16 protein-coding genes and 1 pseudogene are annotated in these 14,486 nt (G+C 67.3%); 4 read left to right on the forward strand and 13 right to left on the reverse strand.

Features of this window, described 5'->3' with window-relative positions:
- Positions 1-15 precede the first annotated feature (15 nt).
- From A5645_RS18280 to A5645_RS18290, 3 genes are all read right to left on the reverse strand, one after another.
- The gene (locus A5645_RS18280; RefSeq protein ID WP_065130580.1) at positions 16-507 is read right to left on the reverse strand and encodes an SRPBCC family protein; all 492 of its coding nucleotides are present in this window, start codon (positions 505-507) and stop codon (positions 16-18) included.
- Positions 508-576: 69 nt separating this feature from the next.
- The gene (locus tag A5645_RS18285) at positions 577-1,671 is read right to left on the reverse strand and encodes a hypothetical protein (protein ID WP_065130581.1); all 1,095 of its coding nucleotides are present in this window, start codon (positions 1,669-1,671) and stop codon (positions 577-579) included.
- A 9-nt stretch (positions 1,672-1,680) separates the two neighbouring features.
- Positions 1,681-2,373 carry a class I SAM-dependent methyltransferase gene (locus A5645_RS18290; RefSeq protein WP_065037239.1) on the reverse strand — a complete coding sequence of 231 codons (693 nt, stop codon included), beginning with the start codon at positions 2,371-2,373 and terminating at the stop codon, positions 1,681-1,683.
- 27 nt (positions 2,374-2,400) lie between these two features.
- Between A5645_RS18290 and A5645_RS18295 the strand changes: the two genes are divergently transcribed.
- Together A5645_RS18295 and xylB are read left to right on the forward strand one after the other, a co-directional pair.
- Positions 2,401-3,234, forward strand: a complete 834-nt coding sequence (locus A5645_RS18295; RefSeq protein ID WP_065130582.1) for an AraC family transcriptional regulator — start codon at positions 2,401-2,403, stop codon at positions 3,232-3,234.
- Between the two features lie 106 nt (positions 3,235-3,340).
- Positions 3,341-4,726, forward strand: coding sequence for a xylulokinase (xylB, locus tag A5645_RS18300; protein ID WP_065130583.1), 1,386 nt, complete (start codon positions 3,341-3,343; stop codon positions 4,724-4,726).
- Here the strand turns inward: xylB and A5645_RS18305 are convergent.
- From A5645_RS18305 to A5645_RS18315, 3 genes are read right to left on the reverse strand one after another with little or no spacing between them, the layout of a single operon-like run.
- Complete coding sequence (locus A5645_RS18305) at positions 4,716-6,215, reverse strand: bifunctional phosphatase PAP2/diacylglycerol kinase family protein (protein ID WP_065130584.1); 1,500 nt, start codon at positions 6,213-6,215, stop codon at positions 4,716-4,718. The genes xylB and A5645_RS18305 overlap by 11 nt on opposite strands.
- Positions 6,216-6,235: 20 nt before the next feature.
- Positions 6,236-6,805 (reverse strand): muconolactone Delta-isomerase family protein, encoded by a 570-nt coding sequence (locus A5645_RS18310; RefSeq protein ID WP_065130585.1) that lies wholly within the window; start codon positions 6,803-6,805, stop codon positions 6,236-6,238.
- A 9-nt stretch (positions 6,806-6,814) separates the two neighbouring features.
- On the reverse strand, positions 6,815-7,138 hold the full coding sequence (locus A5645_RS18315) for a hypothetical protein (RefSeq protein WP_065037244.1): 324 nt from the start codon (positions 7,136-7,138) through the stop codon (positions 6,815-6,817).
- Positions 7,139-7,232: 94 nt separating this feature from the next.
- Here A5645_RS18315 and A5645_RS18320 point away from each other — a divergent pair, with 94 nt between their 5' ends.
- Together A5645_RS18320 and A5645_RS18325 are read left to right on the forward strand one after the other, a co-directional pair.
- Positions 7,233-7,469: a hypothetical protein gene (locus A5645_RS18320; RefSeq protein ID WP_065130610.1), complete on the forward strand. Its 237-nt coding sequence runs from the start codon at positions 7,233-7,235 to the stop codon at positions 7,467-7,469.
- Between the two features lie 42 nt (positions 7,470-7,511).
- Positions 7,512-9,032: a glycosyltransferase family 39 protein gene (locus A5645_RS18325; RefSeq protein WP_065130586.1), complete on the forward strand. Its 1,521-nt coding sequence runs from the start codon at positions 7,512-7,514 to the stop codon at positions 9,030-9,032.
- 5 nt (positions 9,033-9,037) lie between these two features.
- Here the strand turns inward: A5645_RS18325 and A5645_RS18330 are convergent, their stop codons facing one another.
- From A5645_RS18330 to A5645_RS18360, 7 genes and pseudogenes are all read right to left on the reverse strand, one after another.
- A complete protein-coding gene (locus tag A5645_RS18330; RefSeq protein WP_065130587.1) occupies positions 9,038-9,868 on the reverse strand; it encodes a glycoside hydrolase family 16 protein in 831 nt (276 codons plus the stop codon).
- A gap of 183 nt (positions 9,869-10,051) precedes the next feature.
- On the reverse strand, positions 10,052-10,912 hold the full coding sequence (locus A5645_RS18335) for a glycoside hydrolase family 16 protein (RefSeq protein WP_155768069.1): 861 nt from the start codon (positions 10,910-10,912) through the stop codon (positions 10,052-10,054).
- Positions 10,913-10,933: 21 nt separating this feature from the next.
- Positions 10,934-11,779: a TauD/TfdA dioxygenase family protein gene (locus A5645_RS18340; RefSeq protein WP_065037247.1), complete on the reverse strand. Its 846-nt coding sequence runs from the start codon at positions 11,777-11,779 to the stop codon at positions 10,934-10,936.
- A gap of 36 nt (positions 11,780-11,815) precedes the next feature.
- Complete coding sequence (locus A5645_RS18345; RefSeq protein ID WP_065037248.1) at positions 11,816-12,151, reverse strand: hypothetical protein; 336 nt, start codon at positions 12,149-12,151, stop codon at positions 11,816-11,818.
- Position 12,152: 1 nt separating this feature from the next.
- Positions 12,153-13,415: an aromatic ring-hydroxylating oxygenase subunit alpha gene (locus tag A5645_RS18350; RefSeq protein ID WP_065130588.1), complete on the reverse strand. Its 1,263-nt coding sequence runs from the start codon at positions 13,413-13,415 to the stop codon at positions 12,153-12,155.
- Positions 13,416-13,437: 22 nt separating this feature from the next.
- The gene (locus A5645_RS18355) at positions 13,438-14,184 is read right to left on the reverse strand and encodes an SDR family NAD(P)-dependent oxidoreductase (RefSeq protein WP_065037263.1); all 747 of its coding nucleotides are present in this window, start codon (positions 14,182-14,184) and stop codon (positions 13,438-13,440) included.
- A 5-nt stretch (positions 14,185-14,189) separates the two neighbouring features.
- Positions 14,190-14,459, reverse strand: a pseudogene (locus A5645_RS18360) (2Fe-2S iron-sulfur cluster-binding protein); the annotation flags it as partial.
- Positions 14,460-14,486: the final 27 nt, after the last annotated feature.

Below are 14,486 nucleotides of genomic sequence, written 5' to 3' on the forward strand. Positions count from 1 at the left end.
AGGTCTCCTCGGAAATTATCGCGCGGAACTTCGCGCGCTGGGATTGGACTTGATGGTCGGCACCTCACCGGTCTGCAGCAGCGCGCGCAAACGGTAGAGCACCTTGTAAGCCGCGGCTCCGGACAACAGCCCCGGCGCCGGGGTTTTGACGCGCAATGTCACCTCGGTGCCCATATCGCGGGGGGCCGGTCGATAGTTGATCGAGAGTTCGTTGTCGTCCCCGGTGCCGATGAAGCGGGTAGCGCCTGCATCGGTGGCCAATCTGGACTCCCACGCCACGTCCGGTTCGTCCGTTAACCGCCAGCGATATGTCTCGCCGCCTGCGGATTCCACCGTGCCGATGTCGCCGAGCACGACCGAGAGCTGGGCGGGATCGCGCCAGAACTCCGCAACCCGCTCTGCGGAGCAACCGATGGTGACCGTCTGCGCGGTGGCCGGCCGAGGCTGCGGGTCGATGATCTTGGTGACGGCTCCGACTATTTTCTTTGCGGCATCAAGTTGATTCACGCGCGCGCTCCCTCCGTGGTGACGTTGCGGTACCCATCGACGCAACGCCCAAACGAGGGGCGGCTGAGATCAGTGGTTACGCACGCACTCGTAGGTGAGCTTGATCTCGGAGCCGAGGTTGACCACCTCGAACTGATCGGCCGTGATGCCTCCGAATGTCTGAGCGTCGATGCCCAGGTCGGCCCACTTCTTCGTGCTGGTGCGGTCGTCGGCGAAGGTGAGCGGCACCTGGCCACCATCGGCAAGCAACATCCCGTACTTCTTCAACGCGGTGATGACCACCCGCTGAGACGGTGAGAAGCCGGTGTCGTCGAAGTCGGCACGCAGCCGAAAGTGCACCCCGTAGGGCGGAGCGTTCGGTTCCTCGCTTTCCGGTCCGCCCGCGTGCGTGGCGGGCCGGACGTAGACCCCGGCCTTCATCCGATCGTTCGGCAGAATGAACCGGATCGCGTGATTGATTGCGCCGGAAGCGACTTCGTCGGCGGTAGGGGTCATCGCGGCGATCGGGAAGCCGGCAGCGTCGGCGCTGGTGCACTGGTCCCCGCGCAGTGTCTCGGGGTATTTCTTGGCCAGGTCCCAGATGAAAAAGCCTTCCGCAGCGATGTTTTGGCCGGATTGTCCGCCGTGATAGACCTCGTAGAGCTTGTGTTGGTCGCGATCGACCACTAGGAGGTGGCAGTCGGACTGGCCGTCGGTAGCGCCGGTGGTGTCGCAGTTCAGATTCTTCGAGCCCTCGAAATAGGCGTTTGCCGGCACTGGCATCTGCGCGGGAACGGAATCGCAGTCCGGGCCACCGAAGCAGTACTCATTGGTCCCGACCACCCGCATCCGGCGTGCGTTGCTGTCCGCATAGAAAACGGGGATGGAGAAGTCGATCTGGAAGGCTCCGGTTCCCCATCCGCCGGCTGCGGTCAGCGCCGCGATGATGGCGTCGGACTTGTCGGCTTTAGCGGCGCCGGATATGTCGGCAGTCCACGGCATCGCGTTGGTGAACATGGCTCCGGTCGGTGCGGGCGCACTGGCACCGGAGGAGCCGGTCGAGCCCCGGCCGCCAGGGCTGCCCTCATTGGACGACGATTGTTGGGTCGATTTGCTGCAACCGGCGACGAGGATGACCACGGCGCACAGGACGGCCAACGCCTTCGCGGCCTTCGGAAGTGACATTTGCCAAGGTTAGCCGTTCGGCGGCGCCTTGTCCCCGTTTGCTGGAAAGGTCCGCCGGGCATGGTAGATCGAGATCGATCCCGAGACGGTCCGGACCACTTCGGCCTCGACGGCATCCACGAAGCCGGCGCGGTCAATCAGTTCCGGCAGAATCCCGTCGGCGTTCGGTTGGGTGTCTTCCTTGCCGTCGGCCCATTGCACAAATCGGAATCCCGACCGCATCAGGACGCCGCGCTGGCGTCCGAAGTCGGCGATCACCAACTCACCACCGGGCCGCAACAGCCGGAACATGTTGGCGATGATCGCTTCCTTCATCGGCACCGGACACTGATGCAGGACCAGACTGGAGATGACCTTGTTGGCCGTCCCGGGCCCGACGAGGTCAGCGGCCCGGTCCCCCATGCCTTGGATGAACTCGACGTCGACGCCGGCCTTGCGTACCTTCTGCCGCGCGATCGCGAGCACTTCCGGATCAGGGTCCACCCCGATCACGCGCGCACCCGCCTGGGCGCGCTTCATCCTGACCGCCAACGACCCGGTGCCGCAACCGACATCGACGACGACATCACCGGACCGCAGCCCGAGCCGGTCGATGGCCGCCGAACGCCACCGCTCCTCACGAGTCATGAGCGCGATGACGGTGTCGTAGTACTTGGTGTACTTCGGATCTCCGGCGGCGGGGGTAAAGGACTGCCCTGACATGACTCCAAGTCGTACCATCGATCGGCGATGACTTTCTCTGCACGAACGGCCACATCCTGGTCCGAAACGGACAACACGGGGCTGCTCGACATGCGCCGGGGCGGCACCTGCAGCGCGGGGGCGTTCGTCTACGAAGGACAACGGGTGACCACCACCAAGCACGCCCACGACCTGCACCAAGTGGAATACGTCGTCCAGGGCGTGCTGGAAGTCGAAACCGACGCGGGCGCTTACGTGCTGTCCGAGCGGCAGGCTGCATGGATTCCCGCCGGACTCGGGCACATCAGCACCATCGACACGCGGGTGCGTTCGGTGTCGATATTCCTGGACCCGTCCCAGCTCCGGACCACCCACCCCGCAGCGGGGATCGTGCTGGTCTCACCGCTGATCCGGCAGATGATCATCTACGCTTGCCGCTGGCCCATCGATCGCGACTCCTCCGATGCCGTCGCCGACGCGTACTTCCGGTGCTTCGCCGAACTGCTGGCCGAACTCCTACAAGCGCGTAGCCCGTTCAGCTTGCCCACCACCTCCCATCCGCAGCTTGCGGCGGCCCTCAAGTGCACCCGTAATGCCCTGTCGGACATCACCCTTGAGCAGGCCGCCGCGGCGGCGGGCATGTCATCCCGATCGCTGCGCCGGCTCTGCCACCGCGAATTGCGAATGACCTGGCGGGATTACACGCAACAGGCACGGTTGATGCAGGCCGCCGCGCTGCTCGCCGACCCCGGGCTGAGCGTTCTTCAGGTGGCCACCCGGGTCGGCTTCGACAGCGCGAGTTCGTTCACCCGAGCCTTCCGCTCCGCCTGGGGCCGGCCTCCGTCGGCATACCGCCGGCACGGCAGCGAGGTGCCGGTGTGAAACTTCGCGCAACACATCTGCACGAACTAGGGGTCCCGGTCCCGGGCTACGACCGGAGCCGAATCAGCACCGGCATTGGCTGTTTCGGAGTGGACGGCTTTGACCAATGACGCTGGTCGCCGGCGTCGACTCCTCGACCCAGTCCTGCAAGGTCGTGGTGTGCGACGCCGACACCGGCGAGGTGGTGCGCAAGGGCCGGGCCGCCCACCCGGGCGGCACCGAAATCGACCCCGCGGCTTGGGAATCGGCTGCGCGTCAGGCTATCGCCGCCGCCGGGGGCTTCGATGATGTCGCCGCGGTCGCGGTTGGGGCGCAACAACACGGCATGGTGTGCCTCGACCCCGGCGGCCGCGTGGTCCGGCCGGCACTGCTGTGGAACGACGTGCGCTCCGCCGAGGCCGCCCGTGCCCTGACCGACGAACTCGGCGGCCCGCAAGCCTGGGTGGAGGCGGTCGGTTTGGTGCCGCTGGCCGCGATCACCGTGGCCAAACTGCGCTGGCTGGCCGATCACGAACCGCAGCATGCCGAGCGCACCGCGGCCGTCTGCCTCCCCCACGATTGGCTGACCTGGCGCCTGCGCGGCGCCACCGATATCGTCTCGCTGACCACCGACCGCAGCGACGCCAGTGGCACCGGCTACTACGACGCGGGCACCGGTGCCTACCGCCTCGACCTACTCGAGCTGGCGCTGCGCGGCCGCCGACCCCAGTTGCCGACAGTACTAACCCCGGGTGACCGAATCAGCTGCGGGGCAATGCACTTCGGCGTCGGACTGGGGGACAACGCCGCCGCCGCACTCGGTCTCGGCGCCGGCGAGGGGGACGTCATCGTCTCGATCGGCACCTCGGGCGTGGTGTGCGCCGTGGCCGCCGGACCGGTCCGCGACCCGAACGGCTATGTGGCCGGATTCGCCGACGGGACAGGGCAATACCTCCCGCTGGTGTGCACACTGAACGCCGCACGGGTGCTCGATGCGGCCGCGTCGATGTTGCACGTCGACCACGCCGAACTGTCCCGGCTGGCGCTGTCGGCCCCGCCGGGTAGCGAAGGTCTGGTCCTGGTGCCGTACCTGGAAGGCGAGCGAACACCCAACCGCCCCAACACCACCGGCGCGATGCACGGCCTGCGGGTGTCCAACTCCACACCCGCCAACGTAGCCAGGGCCGCCGTCGAGGGACTGCTGTGCGCGCTCGCCGACGGCCTGGCCCACCTCACCACGCACGGCGTGGCGGCGCGCCGCATCCTGCTCATCGGTGGCGGCGCCCAGTCCCCGGCGGTGCGCCAGATCGCACCCGCGGTGTTCGGGATGCCCGTGCTGGTGCCGGCCGCCGCCGAGTATGTCGCGCTGGGCGCGGCCCGGCAGGCTGCCTGGGCGCTGAGCGGAGCCCCGGGCCCGCCCTCCTGGAAACCCCCGCCGACCGACGAGTACCTCTGCGACCCGACCCCGGCGGTGTCCGAACGCTACCGGCGACTGAGGGATCTCACCGAATGAGGGACAGCGGCCGGTACACCGCCAGCGCCCGGTACTTAGCGGCGAAAGTGACTTCGCCGTACTCCTCGCCGATCTCGCCGTCGTGGGCGACCACGGTGGGTCCGTCGACGGTGGTGAACGTGAATTCCGGCACCTGCATCTCGTGATACAGCGGGCTGCGTTCCAGCCGGCCGAGGATCAGCGCGGCCAGGATCCGGGTCCGGGACAGCCGACGGCCGGTTTCCAGGATTCGCACGTCGATCAGCCCGTCGTCCATCCGGGTGCGCCGCGACGGCGCGAATCCCGTTGGCAGGTAGAGGGAATTGCCGACGAAGAACAGCGAGGTCTGCAGGGTCTTGTTGTCGTACCGGATGCGCACCGGCTGTCCGTTGCGCAACGTGTGCAGCATCGCGTACATCCCGGCCAGCGGCTTGCCGATGCGCTTCTCCAGTTTTTCGCGCTCCTGCACGAACGCGGGATAGGCGCCGATGCTGGCGGTGTTGACCATCATCTTGCTTCCGTTCAGACACACCAGGTCGACGCGCGCCACGGTGCCGCGCCGGATCGCCTCGACGGTCTTGGCGACGGTGTCACAACCGATGTCCTTAGCAAAGTGGTTGAACGTTCCGGCCGGGAAGACCGCCAGCGGCAGGCCCGCCTCGGCGGCAACCGCCGCGGCCGTCGACACGGTCCCGTCGCCACCACCGACCGCCAGCACTTCGGCTCGTTCGGCGACCTGGCGCAGCACCGGCAGCGGGTCCTCGTCGGGATCGAGTTCGACAATCTCCATCTCGGGCAGCTCGGTGCGGACATCGTCCGCCACGCGTGCCCCGGTGCCGCTACCGGAGGCCGGGTTGACCACCAGGACCACGCCGGCGCCATCGGGCCGCTCCGGGACCTCGACGCGAAGTGGTTCGGTTCTGGGCAGAGCGGTCTCCACGATCGGCGGGACCAGGCGGCTCCCGCTGATCGCCACACCGGCGCCGATCCCGAATCCGATGACCACGTCACCCGGATAGTGCGCGCCGACCGCAACCCGCGACAGCCCCACCAGGCCGGCCAGCAGGGCCAGTCCGAAGCCGAGGGTCGGATTCTCCAGACCCACGCCGACAGCGAACGCGGCGGCACTGGCGGAGTGCCCGGACGGCAACGAGTTCGAGGTCGGCCGACGCCGAACGCGCCGGACCAGCGGGACCGACTCGTACAGCGGCCGGGGACGTCGCCGGACCCGCTTGGCGACCTGGTTGGTCAGCAGGCTGGCCACCCCCAGCGACACCACACCCCGGGTGGCGCCGCGTTGCGCGGAGTGCTTTCCCGACGCGAACAACAGTCCGGCGATGGCGAACCACAGCTTGGAGTGGTCGGCCGCGCGGGTCAGCGGCGGCATGGCCGTGTCGAGTAGCGGAGTGGGACTCTCTGCGATCGCCTCGAACAGTTCCCGATCGAGGGCGCCAAGCCCGTTGGTGATCTTCCTGATGCTGCGCGTGGGTCGCCAGGGCCGCCGGTTCATTGGCTCTACCCTAACCGCCGTCACAGCAAACGGATCGGGTCCTGGGGATGCGGAGTCAGCGGCGTGGTCTCGATGGTCACCCAGCCCGAGAGCGGCAGCGACTCCAAAATGGCTTCCAGCTCACCGAGATCGCGGGCCCGCCACAAGCCGAGTGTGCCCGGGCCGTCCGGGCTGACCGGCAACGTCCAGAGCCGCAGCAGATGCCCGCGGACGGCCAGGTCGCGAGTCTGCTCGGCTTCGCGTGCGCAGGCGTCGTCGACGGCGGCTGCCGGGATGCCCGGGGGGACCGTCAGGGTCATGCTGATCAGGAATTCGGGCCCCTTGCCGGGCCGGCCGACCACTCCGGCGGCAGCCGGGTCGTTGTCGTGGGCACCTAGCGGCGTGACGCGGGCAGCCGCCGACATCCCGGCCAACAACAGCTCGAACTCGTCCCCGTCGGCGGCCGAAAACAGGCCGAGGGTGCGCGATTCGCCCGGCCGACTGGGCACGCGCCACAACCGCAACAGTCGCTTGTGCCTTACGAGCTCGGGTGCGCGGGCCGCCCCTGGCCCGTCGGGCACCTCGGTGGCCATCGCGACCAGGAACTCCACGAACAGACTCTATTCCCGCGCCGGCCGCTCGGCCTTGCGACGCAACGTCCAGGCCGGAATCCAATGCGTCACGGTTTTCTGCTTGGAGCCGAAGTCGACCGGGTAGGTCACCAGCCCCCACCAGTCGCCCTGCTCGCAGATGCCCCAGCAGCTGAGCTTGCCCTCCACCACCTTGTGCAGCTGCAGTCCGTTCGGGTGGTAGCGCCCCGTGCGGTGCGGCTGACGGGGGAAGAGCACTGTCAGATCGACCAGCACCGAGATCGGGGGGCGGACCGGACGGAACGGACCGCGGACCGGCTGTCCGTTGTAACCGATCGACGCGAGCCGTCCCACCAATCGATCATACGTTCGAATGGGGATGTGGCACAGGTTTCGCCGGAGGCCGCTCGGGCAACTAGCGATTCAACGACTTCGGAAGGGGCTACACATGAGAATCCACGTGAAAGCGGGTGTCACCGCGGGCATCGTGGCCTTGGGCTGCATGACCACCGCCGTCGGCGTGGCTAACGCCGACGAGGTGCAGGTGGAGGGCAACTACGTAACGGAGGCGGCCTGCCAGGCCGACGGACCGCATGTCGAGATCACCCACAACGATGCGGCCTACACCCACTGGGACTGCCGTCAACACGCGGACGGGCTCTGGTACCTGTACCTGACTAACTGAGGAATACCTGGCTCACCGAGCGTTCCCGGCCACCCTGGCAACATGACCGGTGTGGCAGACGAGTCGCGGCCCCATCCGTGGGATCCGGTGTGGGTTGGTGTGTTGGCCGCCGCGGTGAGCCTGGGCGGGGCCGCGCGGCCCTCGTTCTGGTACGACGAGGCGGCCACGATCTCGGCCGCGTACAGTCGCTCGCTCGGCCAGTTATGGCAGATGGTGGGCAACGTCGATGCCGTTCACGGCCTCTACTACCTGCTGATGCACGGCTGGTTCCTGATCGTCCCACCCACCGAGTTCTGGTCCCGCGCACCGAGCGGCATAGCCGTCGGTGTCGCCGCGGCAGGGGTGGTAGTGCTCGGCCGACAGTTGTCGTCCCGGACCGTCGCGGTGGTCGCGGGCCTGATCTGCGCGATTCTGCCCCGGACGACCTGGGCGGGCATCGAGGCGCGCCCGTCGGCCATGTCGATGACAGCCGCGGTCTGGCTGACGGTCCTGCTGGTGTACGCCGTGCGCCGCCGCAGCGGCTGGGTGTGGACAAGTTATGGTGTGGCACTTGCCCTTTCGATCGTGCTCGACCTGTATCTGGTGTTGCTACTGGTGGCGCACGCGCTCTTCATCTACGTCTTCGAGCGACGCCGACAGGTACTGCTGCCGTTCGCCGTGTCCGCAGGCGTCGCGGTGGTCGCGCTGACGCCCTTTGCGCTGGCCGTAGTCAGGCAGGCGCACCAGATCAAATGGGTCGCGCCGATCGGTCACCGCACCATCGAGGACGTCGTGATCCAGCAGTACTTCGAACGCAATCCGGTGTTCGCGGTCCTGTCGGCGCTGATCGTCCTCGCGGCCGTCGTGTGCTGGGTGCGCTCATCGCGGCCTTTCACCCTGGCCGATCGTCAGTTGCTGACCCTGTCGATCGCCTGGCTGGTGATACCGACCGCGCTGATCATCCTGGGGTCGGTGCTGGCACATCCGATCTATACGCCCCGCTACCTGACCTTCACCGCCCCGGCGATGGCGATCGCACTGGCGGTCTGCGTCGGCGCGGTGGCCGCCAAACCCTGGGTGGCGGTGGCCCTGGTGCTGCTCCTGACGATCGCCGCTATCCCGAATTATCTTCGGACACAACGCAACCCGTACGCTAAGTACGGGATGGACTACAGCCAGGTCGCCGACCTGATCTCGGCGCGGGCGGCGCCGGGTGACTGCCTGCTCGTCAACGACACGGTGACCTTCATGCCCGCGCCGATGCGGCCGTTGCTGGCCGCCCGCCCCGACGTCTACCGCAAACTGAACGACCTGACCCTGTGGAAGCGGGCCACCGAGACCCACGACGTGTTCGACACCAACCTGATCCCCGAGGTCGTCGCCGCGCCGCTGAGTCATTGCAAGGTCGTCTGGATCATCACCCAGGCCGACGCGGCGGTACCCGCGCACGAGCGGGGCTCAGCGCTGCCGCCGGGACCGCTCTACGGAGCGACGCCGGCGTTCGCGGTGCCGCACGACCTGGGGTTCCGCCTGGTGGAGCGCTGGCAGTTCAACCTGGTCCAGGTCATTCAAGCCGTCCGGTAGGACGGCTACCAGACGCGGATGTAGTCGATCAGCATCGAAGCCGGGAAGTTGCCCCCGGCCGGATCGCCGGCGCCCACGCCGCCGACGGCGAGGGTGTACATCGGTGACATCCAGTAGCCGGGGTTGTTGAAAGGCCACCGGAAATCGTCGGGCGCGCCGCCGTGCACGTGGATCGGCTTGGGCGGCACGGCGAAGTACTGCGCGCCGTCCCGCGAGAACTTGAAACCGTCAACGTCCCAGCGCATCTGCCAGGTGTGCCAGTTGCCGTCCACCAGACCGGGGATCGACTTGCCCTCCCAGGTCTTGCCGTTGGATGCCGCGTGGACCGTGGTGCCGGGGGCCCAGTCGCCGTTGCCGTACCACTCGAAGACGTCGACCTCACCGTCCGGCAATGGATCCTCGTTGACCGCCCAGAACGACGGCCACAACCCGGGGCTCAGGCAGTCGAGCTTGATCCGCGATTCCCAGGTGGTGCCGATCATGCCGCGCCAATTGCCACGCAGTTTGCCGCTGTAGTAGGCGCCATTGAAATCTTTGGTTGCGCGCAGCACCAGATTGGAGTTGCCGTCCTGGAAGACATTGCTTGGGTCGTTGCGGTAGATCCCGTCGACCGGCGGGAAGACGTCATCCTGCCAGGTCTGCACGGTCCATTTGGCCGGGTCCGGACCGGACCCGGCCGGTCCGTCGAATTCATCGGCGAAGAGGTAGGGCCCGGACGGGCCGGCCGACGGCGCCTGGGGCGGCGCCGGGTGCGCCTGGGCCTCCGGGATCGGGATCGATGCCGCGGCGGCCAGCATGCCCAGGCCTGTCGTCAACAACATGCTCCGACGATCCATTCAGGTACCACCCGTTCTTTATTTCCCGTTCGAGGCCCCTTCGAGGTCCATCGGGGCCTGTCCCGGCCAGGTTCTCCGACTCGCGCCATCCCCCTGGGTGCTTTCACAAACGGTCTTATAGAACCATGCGCCGGGGGCCGATCGCACCTTGCACACGCGGTGATACTCGCCTCAGCATCAAAATCAGAAGACTCGCACCCAGTCGACCAGCATTTCCTGCGGGTACGAACCGGCAGCGGGATCGCCCCCGCCGGAGCCTCCGACGGCCAGGTTCAGCACCGGGAACACCGTGTAATCGGGATCGTTGAACGGCCACTCGCGGATCGGTTCGTTCAGGTCCTCGATGCCGGTGGCCGGCACGGAGAAGTACGGGGCGGCACCGTCGGCATAGTCGAGCCAGAAGTACATGCCGGTGGCGTCCCAGCGGACCCGCCAGTTGTGCCAGCCGGCGTCGACGCCGATCGGGAAGGTCTCGAACGCCGTACCGTCCGGGTTGGCGTGCACCGTGGTTCCCGACGGCCAGGTGCCGTTCCCGTACCACTCGATCAGGTCGATCTCCCCGCTGCGGCCGGGATCGTCGTTCGACAACCACCAGGCCGGCCACATGCCGGGGGCGAGACAGTTCATCTTGATGCGCGCTTCCCAGGTGGTCCCCACGCCGCCCCGCCACAGTCCGTGCACCAAGCCGCCGAAGTAACCGCCGCCGTCCTTCGTGGCGCGCAGCACCAGGTTGGATTTGCCGTCCAGGAAGACGTTCTGGCGGTTGTCACGGTATTGGCCCCAAAACTGCGGCTGGTCGAAGCCGACCGGGTTCCTGATCGGCGTCCGGAAATTCGACACCGCCCATTTCGACGGGTCGGGCGCCGAGCCGGCCGGCCCATCGAACTCGTCGTGCCAGATGAACGCCCCGGTGGTGCCGGCGGAGGGAGCGGCCGGCACGGGCGCCGGGCCCGGCTCGGCCCCGGCCACCGGGGCCGGAATGGCGGCCGCCAGCGCGCCGAATCCCGCCATCATCAGCATGCGGCGACGGTCCATCTGTGACATGGCAAGGGACGATAGCAAAAGCTATTGGATGGGTTCGTCGCCCAATACGGTGGTGCGCAGCATCTCCCGCCGCGAGTTCGGGTCATACGGCGCCGCGCGGTGCAGCACCCCGCGGTTGTCCCAGATGACGGTGTCCCCGACCGTCCAGGCGTGACTGTAGACCCGGTCGGGGGTGGTGGCGCGGTCGAGCAACTCGGCCAGCAGCGCGCGTCCTTCATCCGGGTCCATGCCCACGACGTAATCGGCCGAGGCGCCCAGCACCAGCGATTTGCGGCCGCTGCGGTGCGTCCACACCAGCGGATGCTCATGGGTGCGCCGGGATCGCCAGCGCGCCAACTGCTCCGGCGTCGGGTCCGGGGTCACCCGCCGCTGGGAGGCTTCCAGCGAATGCACCACGCGCAGCGACCCGAAGCGCTCCTGCTCCGCGGGCGTGAGCGCCTCATATGCGGCGTAGGAATTGGCGAATTCGGTTTCCCCGCCCCACTCGGCGACCTGCACGGCGGACAGGACGGTGGCCTTCTGCGGGTATTCCTCGCCGAGCGGCGTGCACCCGTCGATGTGCCAATCGAACGTGGCCTTCAAGTAGGCCGCCGACGAGTTCTTCGCCGGATTCAGCGTGATCGGGTAGATGCCGGCCACCGGGTGATGCCCGTCGGACGAATGGTCGATGTCACCGAGCCGCCGGCAAAAGGCGACCTGCGCCTCGGGATCAAGTTGCAGGCCCCGAAAGACCAGCACCCCATTGGCCTCCAGCGCGTCGAGGATGGCCGCACCGATCGAGTCGTCGGATGCCGCGTCGGCGAGATCGAGTCCGCAGACCTCCGCACCGACCGACTCGGTGAGCTGGTTGATGGTGAGCACACTCATGGCCGAACCTTTCTATAGACAGCTGCCGCAGCGGGTTCAGGGCACCGGCTCACCGGTGCGGACCATCACGGCGTCCGCGGCATCCACCGGCACCGGCTGATGCATGACTTCCACCGCCATGGCGACCATGATCAGCGAATAGATCAGGTGCAGCAGGTTGAGCGCGTCGTCGGGCAACCCGTCGAGCGCAAACTTGTCGCAGTACTCGATGGCCTCCTCCAGGCGCGGAAAGAAGGCGTCGTAAAACTCCCGCAACTGCGGCATGGTGCTGTTCACCCGGGCGTTCCAGCGTTCGGATTCCGTTGCCAGACACCAAGTTTGAGCGTACTTCTCCAGCTCTGCGAACGCGCTGGGCAGCATGTTGCCGGCCATCTCAGACCCCCGCCGGCGTCTTCTCGCGGCGGTACGCCTCGACCCAGTCGACCACCACCTTGTGCAGGTGCCGTACCAGGATCTCCTGGTCGTTGAGCGGGAAGTCGTCGACGATGCCGTATTCCAGCGCGGCCTGGGTCCCGCCGAGCATTCCGGCGTCCTGCAGCGCGAACTCCTTGAGCACCACCGCGGCGACCTCGTGCTCGATGCGCTCGCGCACGCTGCGGGCGGGGTGGAAGTAGGTGTAGGCCTCGAAGCGGTGGGTGTTGTGCGATGTTGGCCAGTAGCGGTAGAGCAGGTACCAGCCGCCGTAGACGAGGATTTCGATGTTGGGGAAGATCTGGAAGTTGCTGATCCCCCACGGTTCGATCCCGCCCGGGTTGAGCCCGGCCGGCAGCTCGCCGATATCGGGGGTGCGCCACGGGCCCACCAGCCCGCTGCGGGTGGCCCGCTCGATCGGGTACATGTACTCCTCGGGCAGTAGCCAGCGCCGCCGTCCCGCTGTCGAGACCATCCGGTGCGGCCCGTCGAGTTGGAAGTGGCCGCAGGTGAATCCGGCGTTGGGGTCGCGCACCGCCGCGGGCACCTGCTGCGGGTGCAGCGACGGGACGTGGTAGTACTCCTGGAACGCGTCGGCGAAGATCTTCCAGTTGCTGTTGTTCTGGGCCACCCACTCGTAGCGTTCGGTCAGCTTGTCGAACGGATAGCCGTCCAGGCCGGTGATCATCGGCCCCAAGAACTCCCGCAGACTCTGGCGTGGTTCGTCATCGAAGTTGATGAAGACAAAGCCGTTCCAGACGTCGCAGTGCACCGCCCGCAGCCCGTACTCGGCCGGATTCAGGTCGAAGAACTCCGACTGCTGCTGCACGAAGGTCAGCGCACCGTCCAGACCATAGCGCCAGCCGTGGTACTTGCAGGTGAACTGCCGGCAGGTGCCGCGGGTCTCGTCGCCGGGAAAGTCGTTCCACACCAGCTTGTTTCCGCGGTGCCGGCATACGTTGTAGAACGCGCGGATACGCTCGTCGCGGCCCTTGACCAGAAGCACCGAGCTGCGAGCGACCTCGATCTCCTTGGTGAGATAACTACCGGCGCGGGGCAATTCCTCCACCCGCGCGACGTTGAGCCAGGCGCGCTTGAAGACGGCTTCGCGCTCCAGCTCGTAGAATTCCTCGGACGTGGAGTCCCGAAACGAGATTGGACCGGTACCCAGTTCCGGGTAATGCTCAGTCCACGACCCCTCGGCGGGCCTGCCCGATCGCGTCATCCTCGCCTCCTTGTCTCAACACTCATAGCACCGATCCGCCGTTGACCCCGATGACCTGACCGGTGATGAATCGGGCCTCGTCCGAACACAGAAATCCGACCGCCGCGGCGATGTCGGCACCGGTGCCGAGGTAGCCGACCGGGATATTGCTCGCGATCTGTTCGTTGGGCGGCAGGTAACCGGCCGCTTGCGACTGGTGCTGCATGGGTGTCTCGATGCCCGAGGGCGGAATGGTGTTGACGGTGATGCCCCGGGCGGCGTACTCGCGGCCCAGCGACTTGGTCAGGGTCAGCACCGCGCCCTTGGCCGCGGCATAGTGCGCGGCGAACGGTGACCCCCGTTGCGCGCTGGACGACGAGATCAACACAATCCGGCCCCAATTGGCGGCCAGCATGTCCGGCAGCGCGACCTGGCAGCAATGGAACGTACCGGTGAGGTTGACGTCGACGATTCGGGCCCAGTCCTGCGTCGTGATCTCCAGAAACGGCGCGAAACCGAAGAGCCCGGCGCTTGTCACCAGGACTGAGACAGGTCCGAGTTCGGTGCGGATCTTGGCGAATGCCTGCTCGACGGCCACCCGATCGGTGACGTCCGCACCGACGCCGGTCGCGGTGATCCCGTCTGCTCGCAGGTCATCGGTAACCCGTTGCGCCGCATCCTCGTTGATATCGAGCACGGCGACCCGGTGACCGCGCCGGCCCAGCTCGTGGCAGGTGGCTTCACCGATGCCCGAGGCGCCCCCGGTTACCACCGCCACCCTGCGGGCCACCCTGCTCACTCGTAAACCACCCGCACCGTCGGGGTGGTAGGCAGTGCCTGACAGGTCAGGACCCAGCCCTCGGCCACCTCGTCCGCCTCGAGGGCGTCGTTGTTCAGCATCCGCGCGCCACCCTCGGTCAATCGCGCCATACACGTTCCGCAGGAACCTACTTCGCAGGACGACGGCGGCGAGAGCCCCGCCATCCGCGCAGTCTGCAGCAGGGTGTCACCCTGCGAGTAGGACACCGCGGTGGTGCGCCCGTCCAGGTCGATGGTGACCTGTGCGGCGTCCACACATGACAAAGCCGGCGA

The organism is Mycobacterium asiaticum (assembly GCF_001673635.1).
GTDB classification, from domain to species: domain Bacteria; phylum Actinomycetota; class Actinomycetes; order Mycobacteriales; family Mycobacteriaceae; genus Mycobacterium; species Mycobacterium asiaticum_C.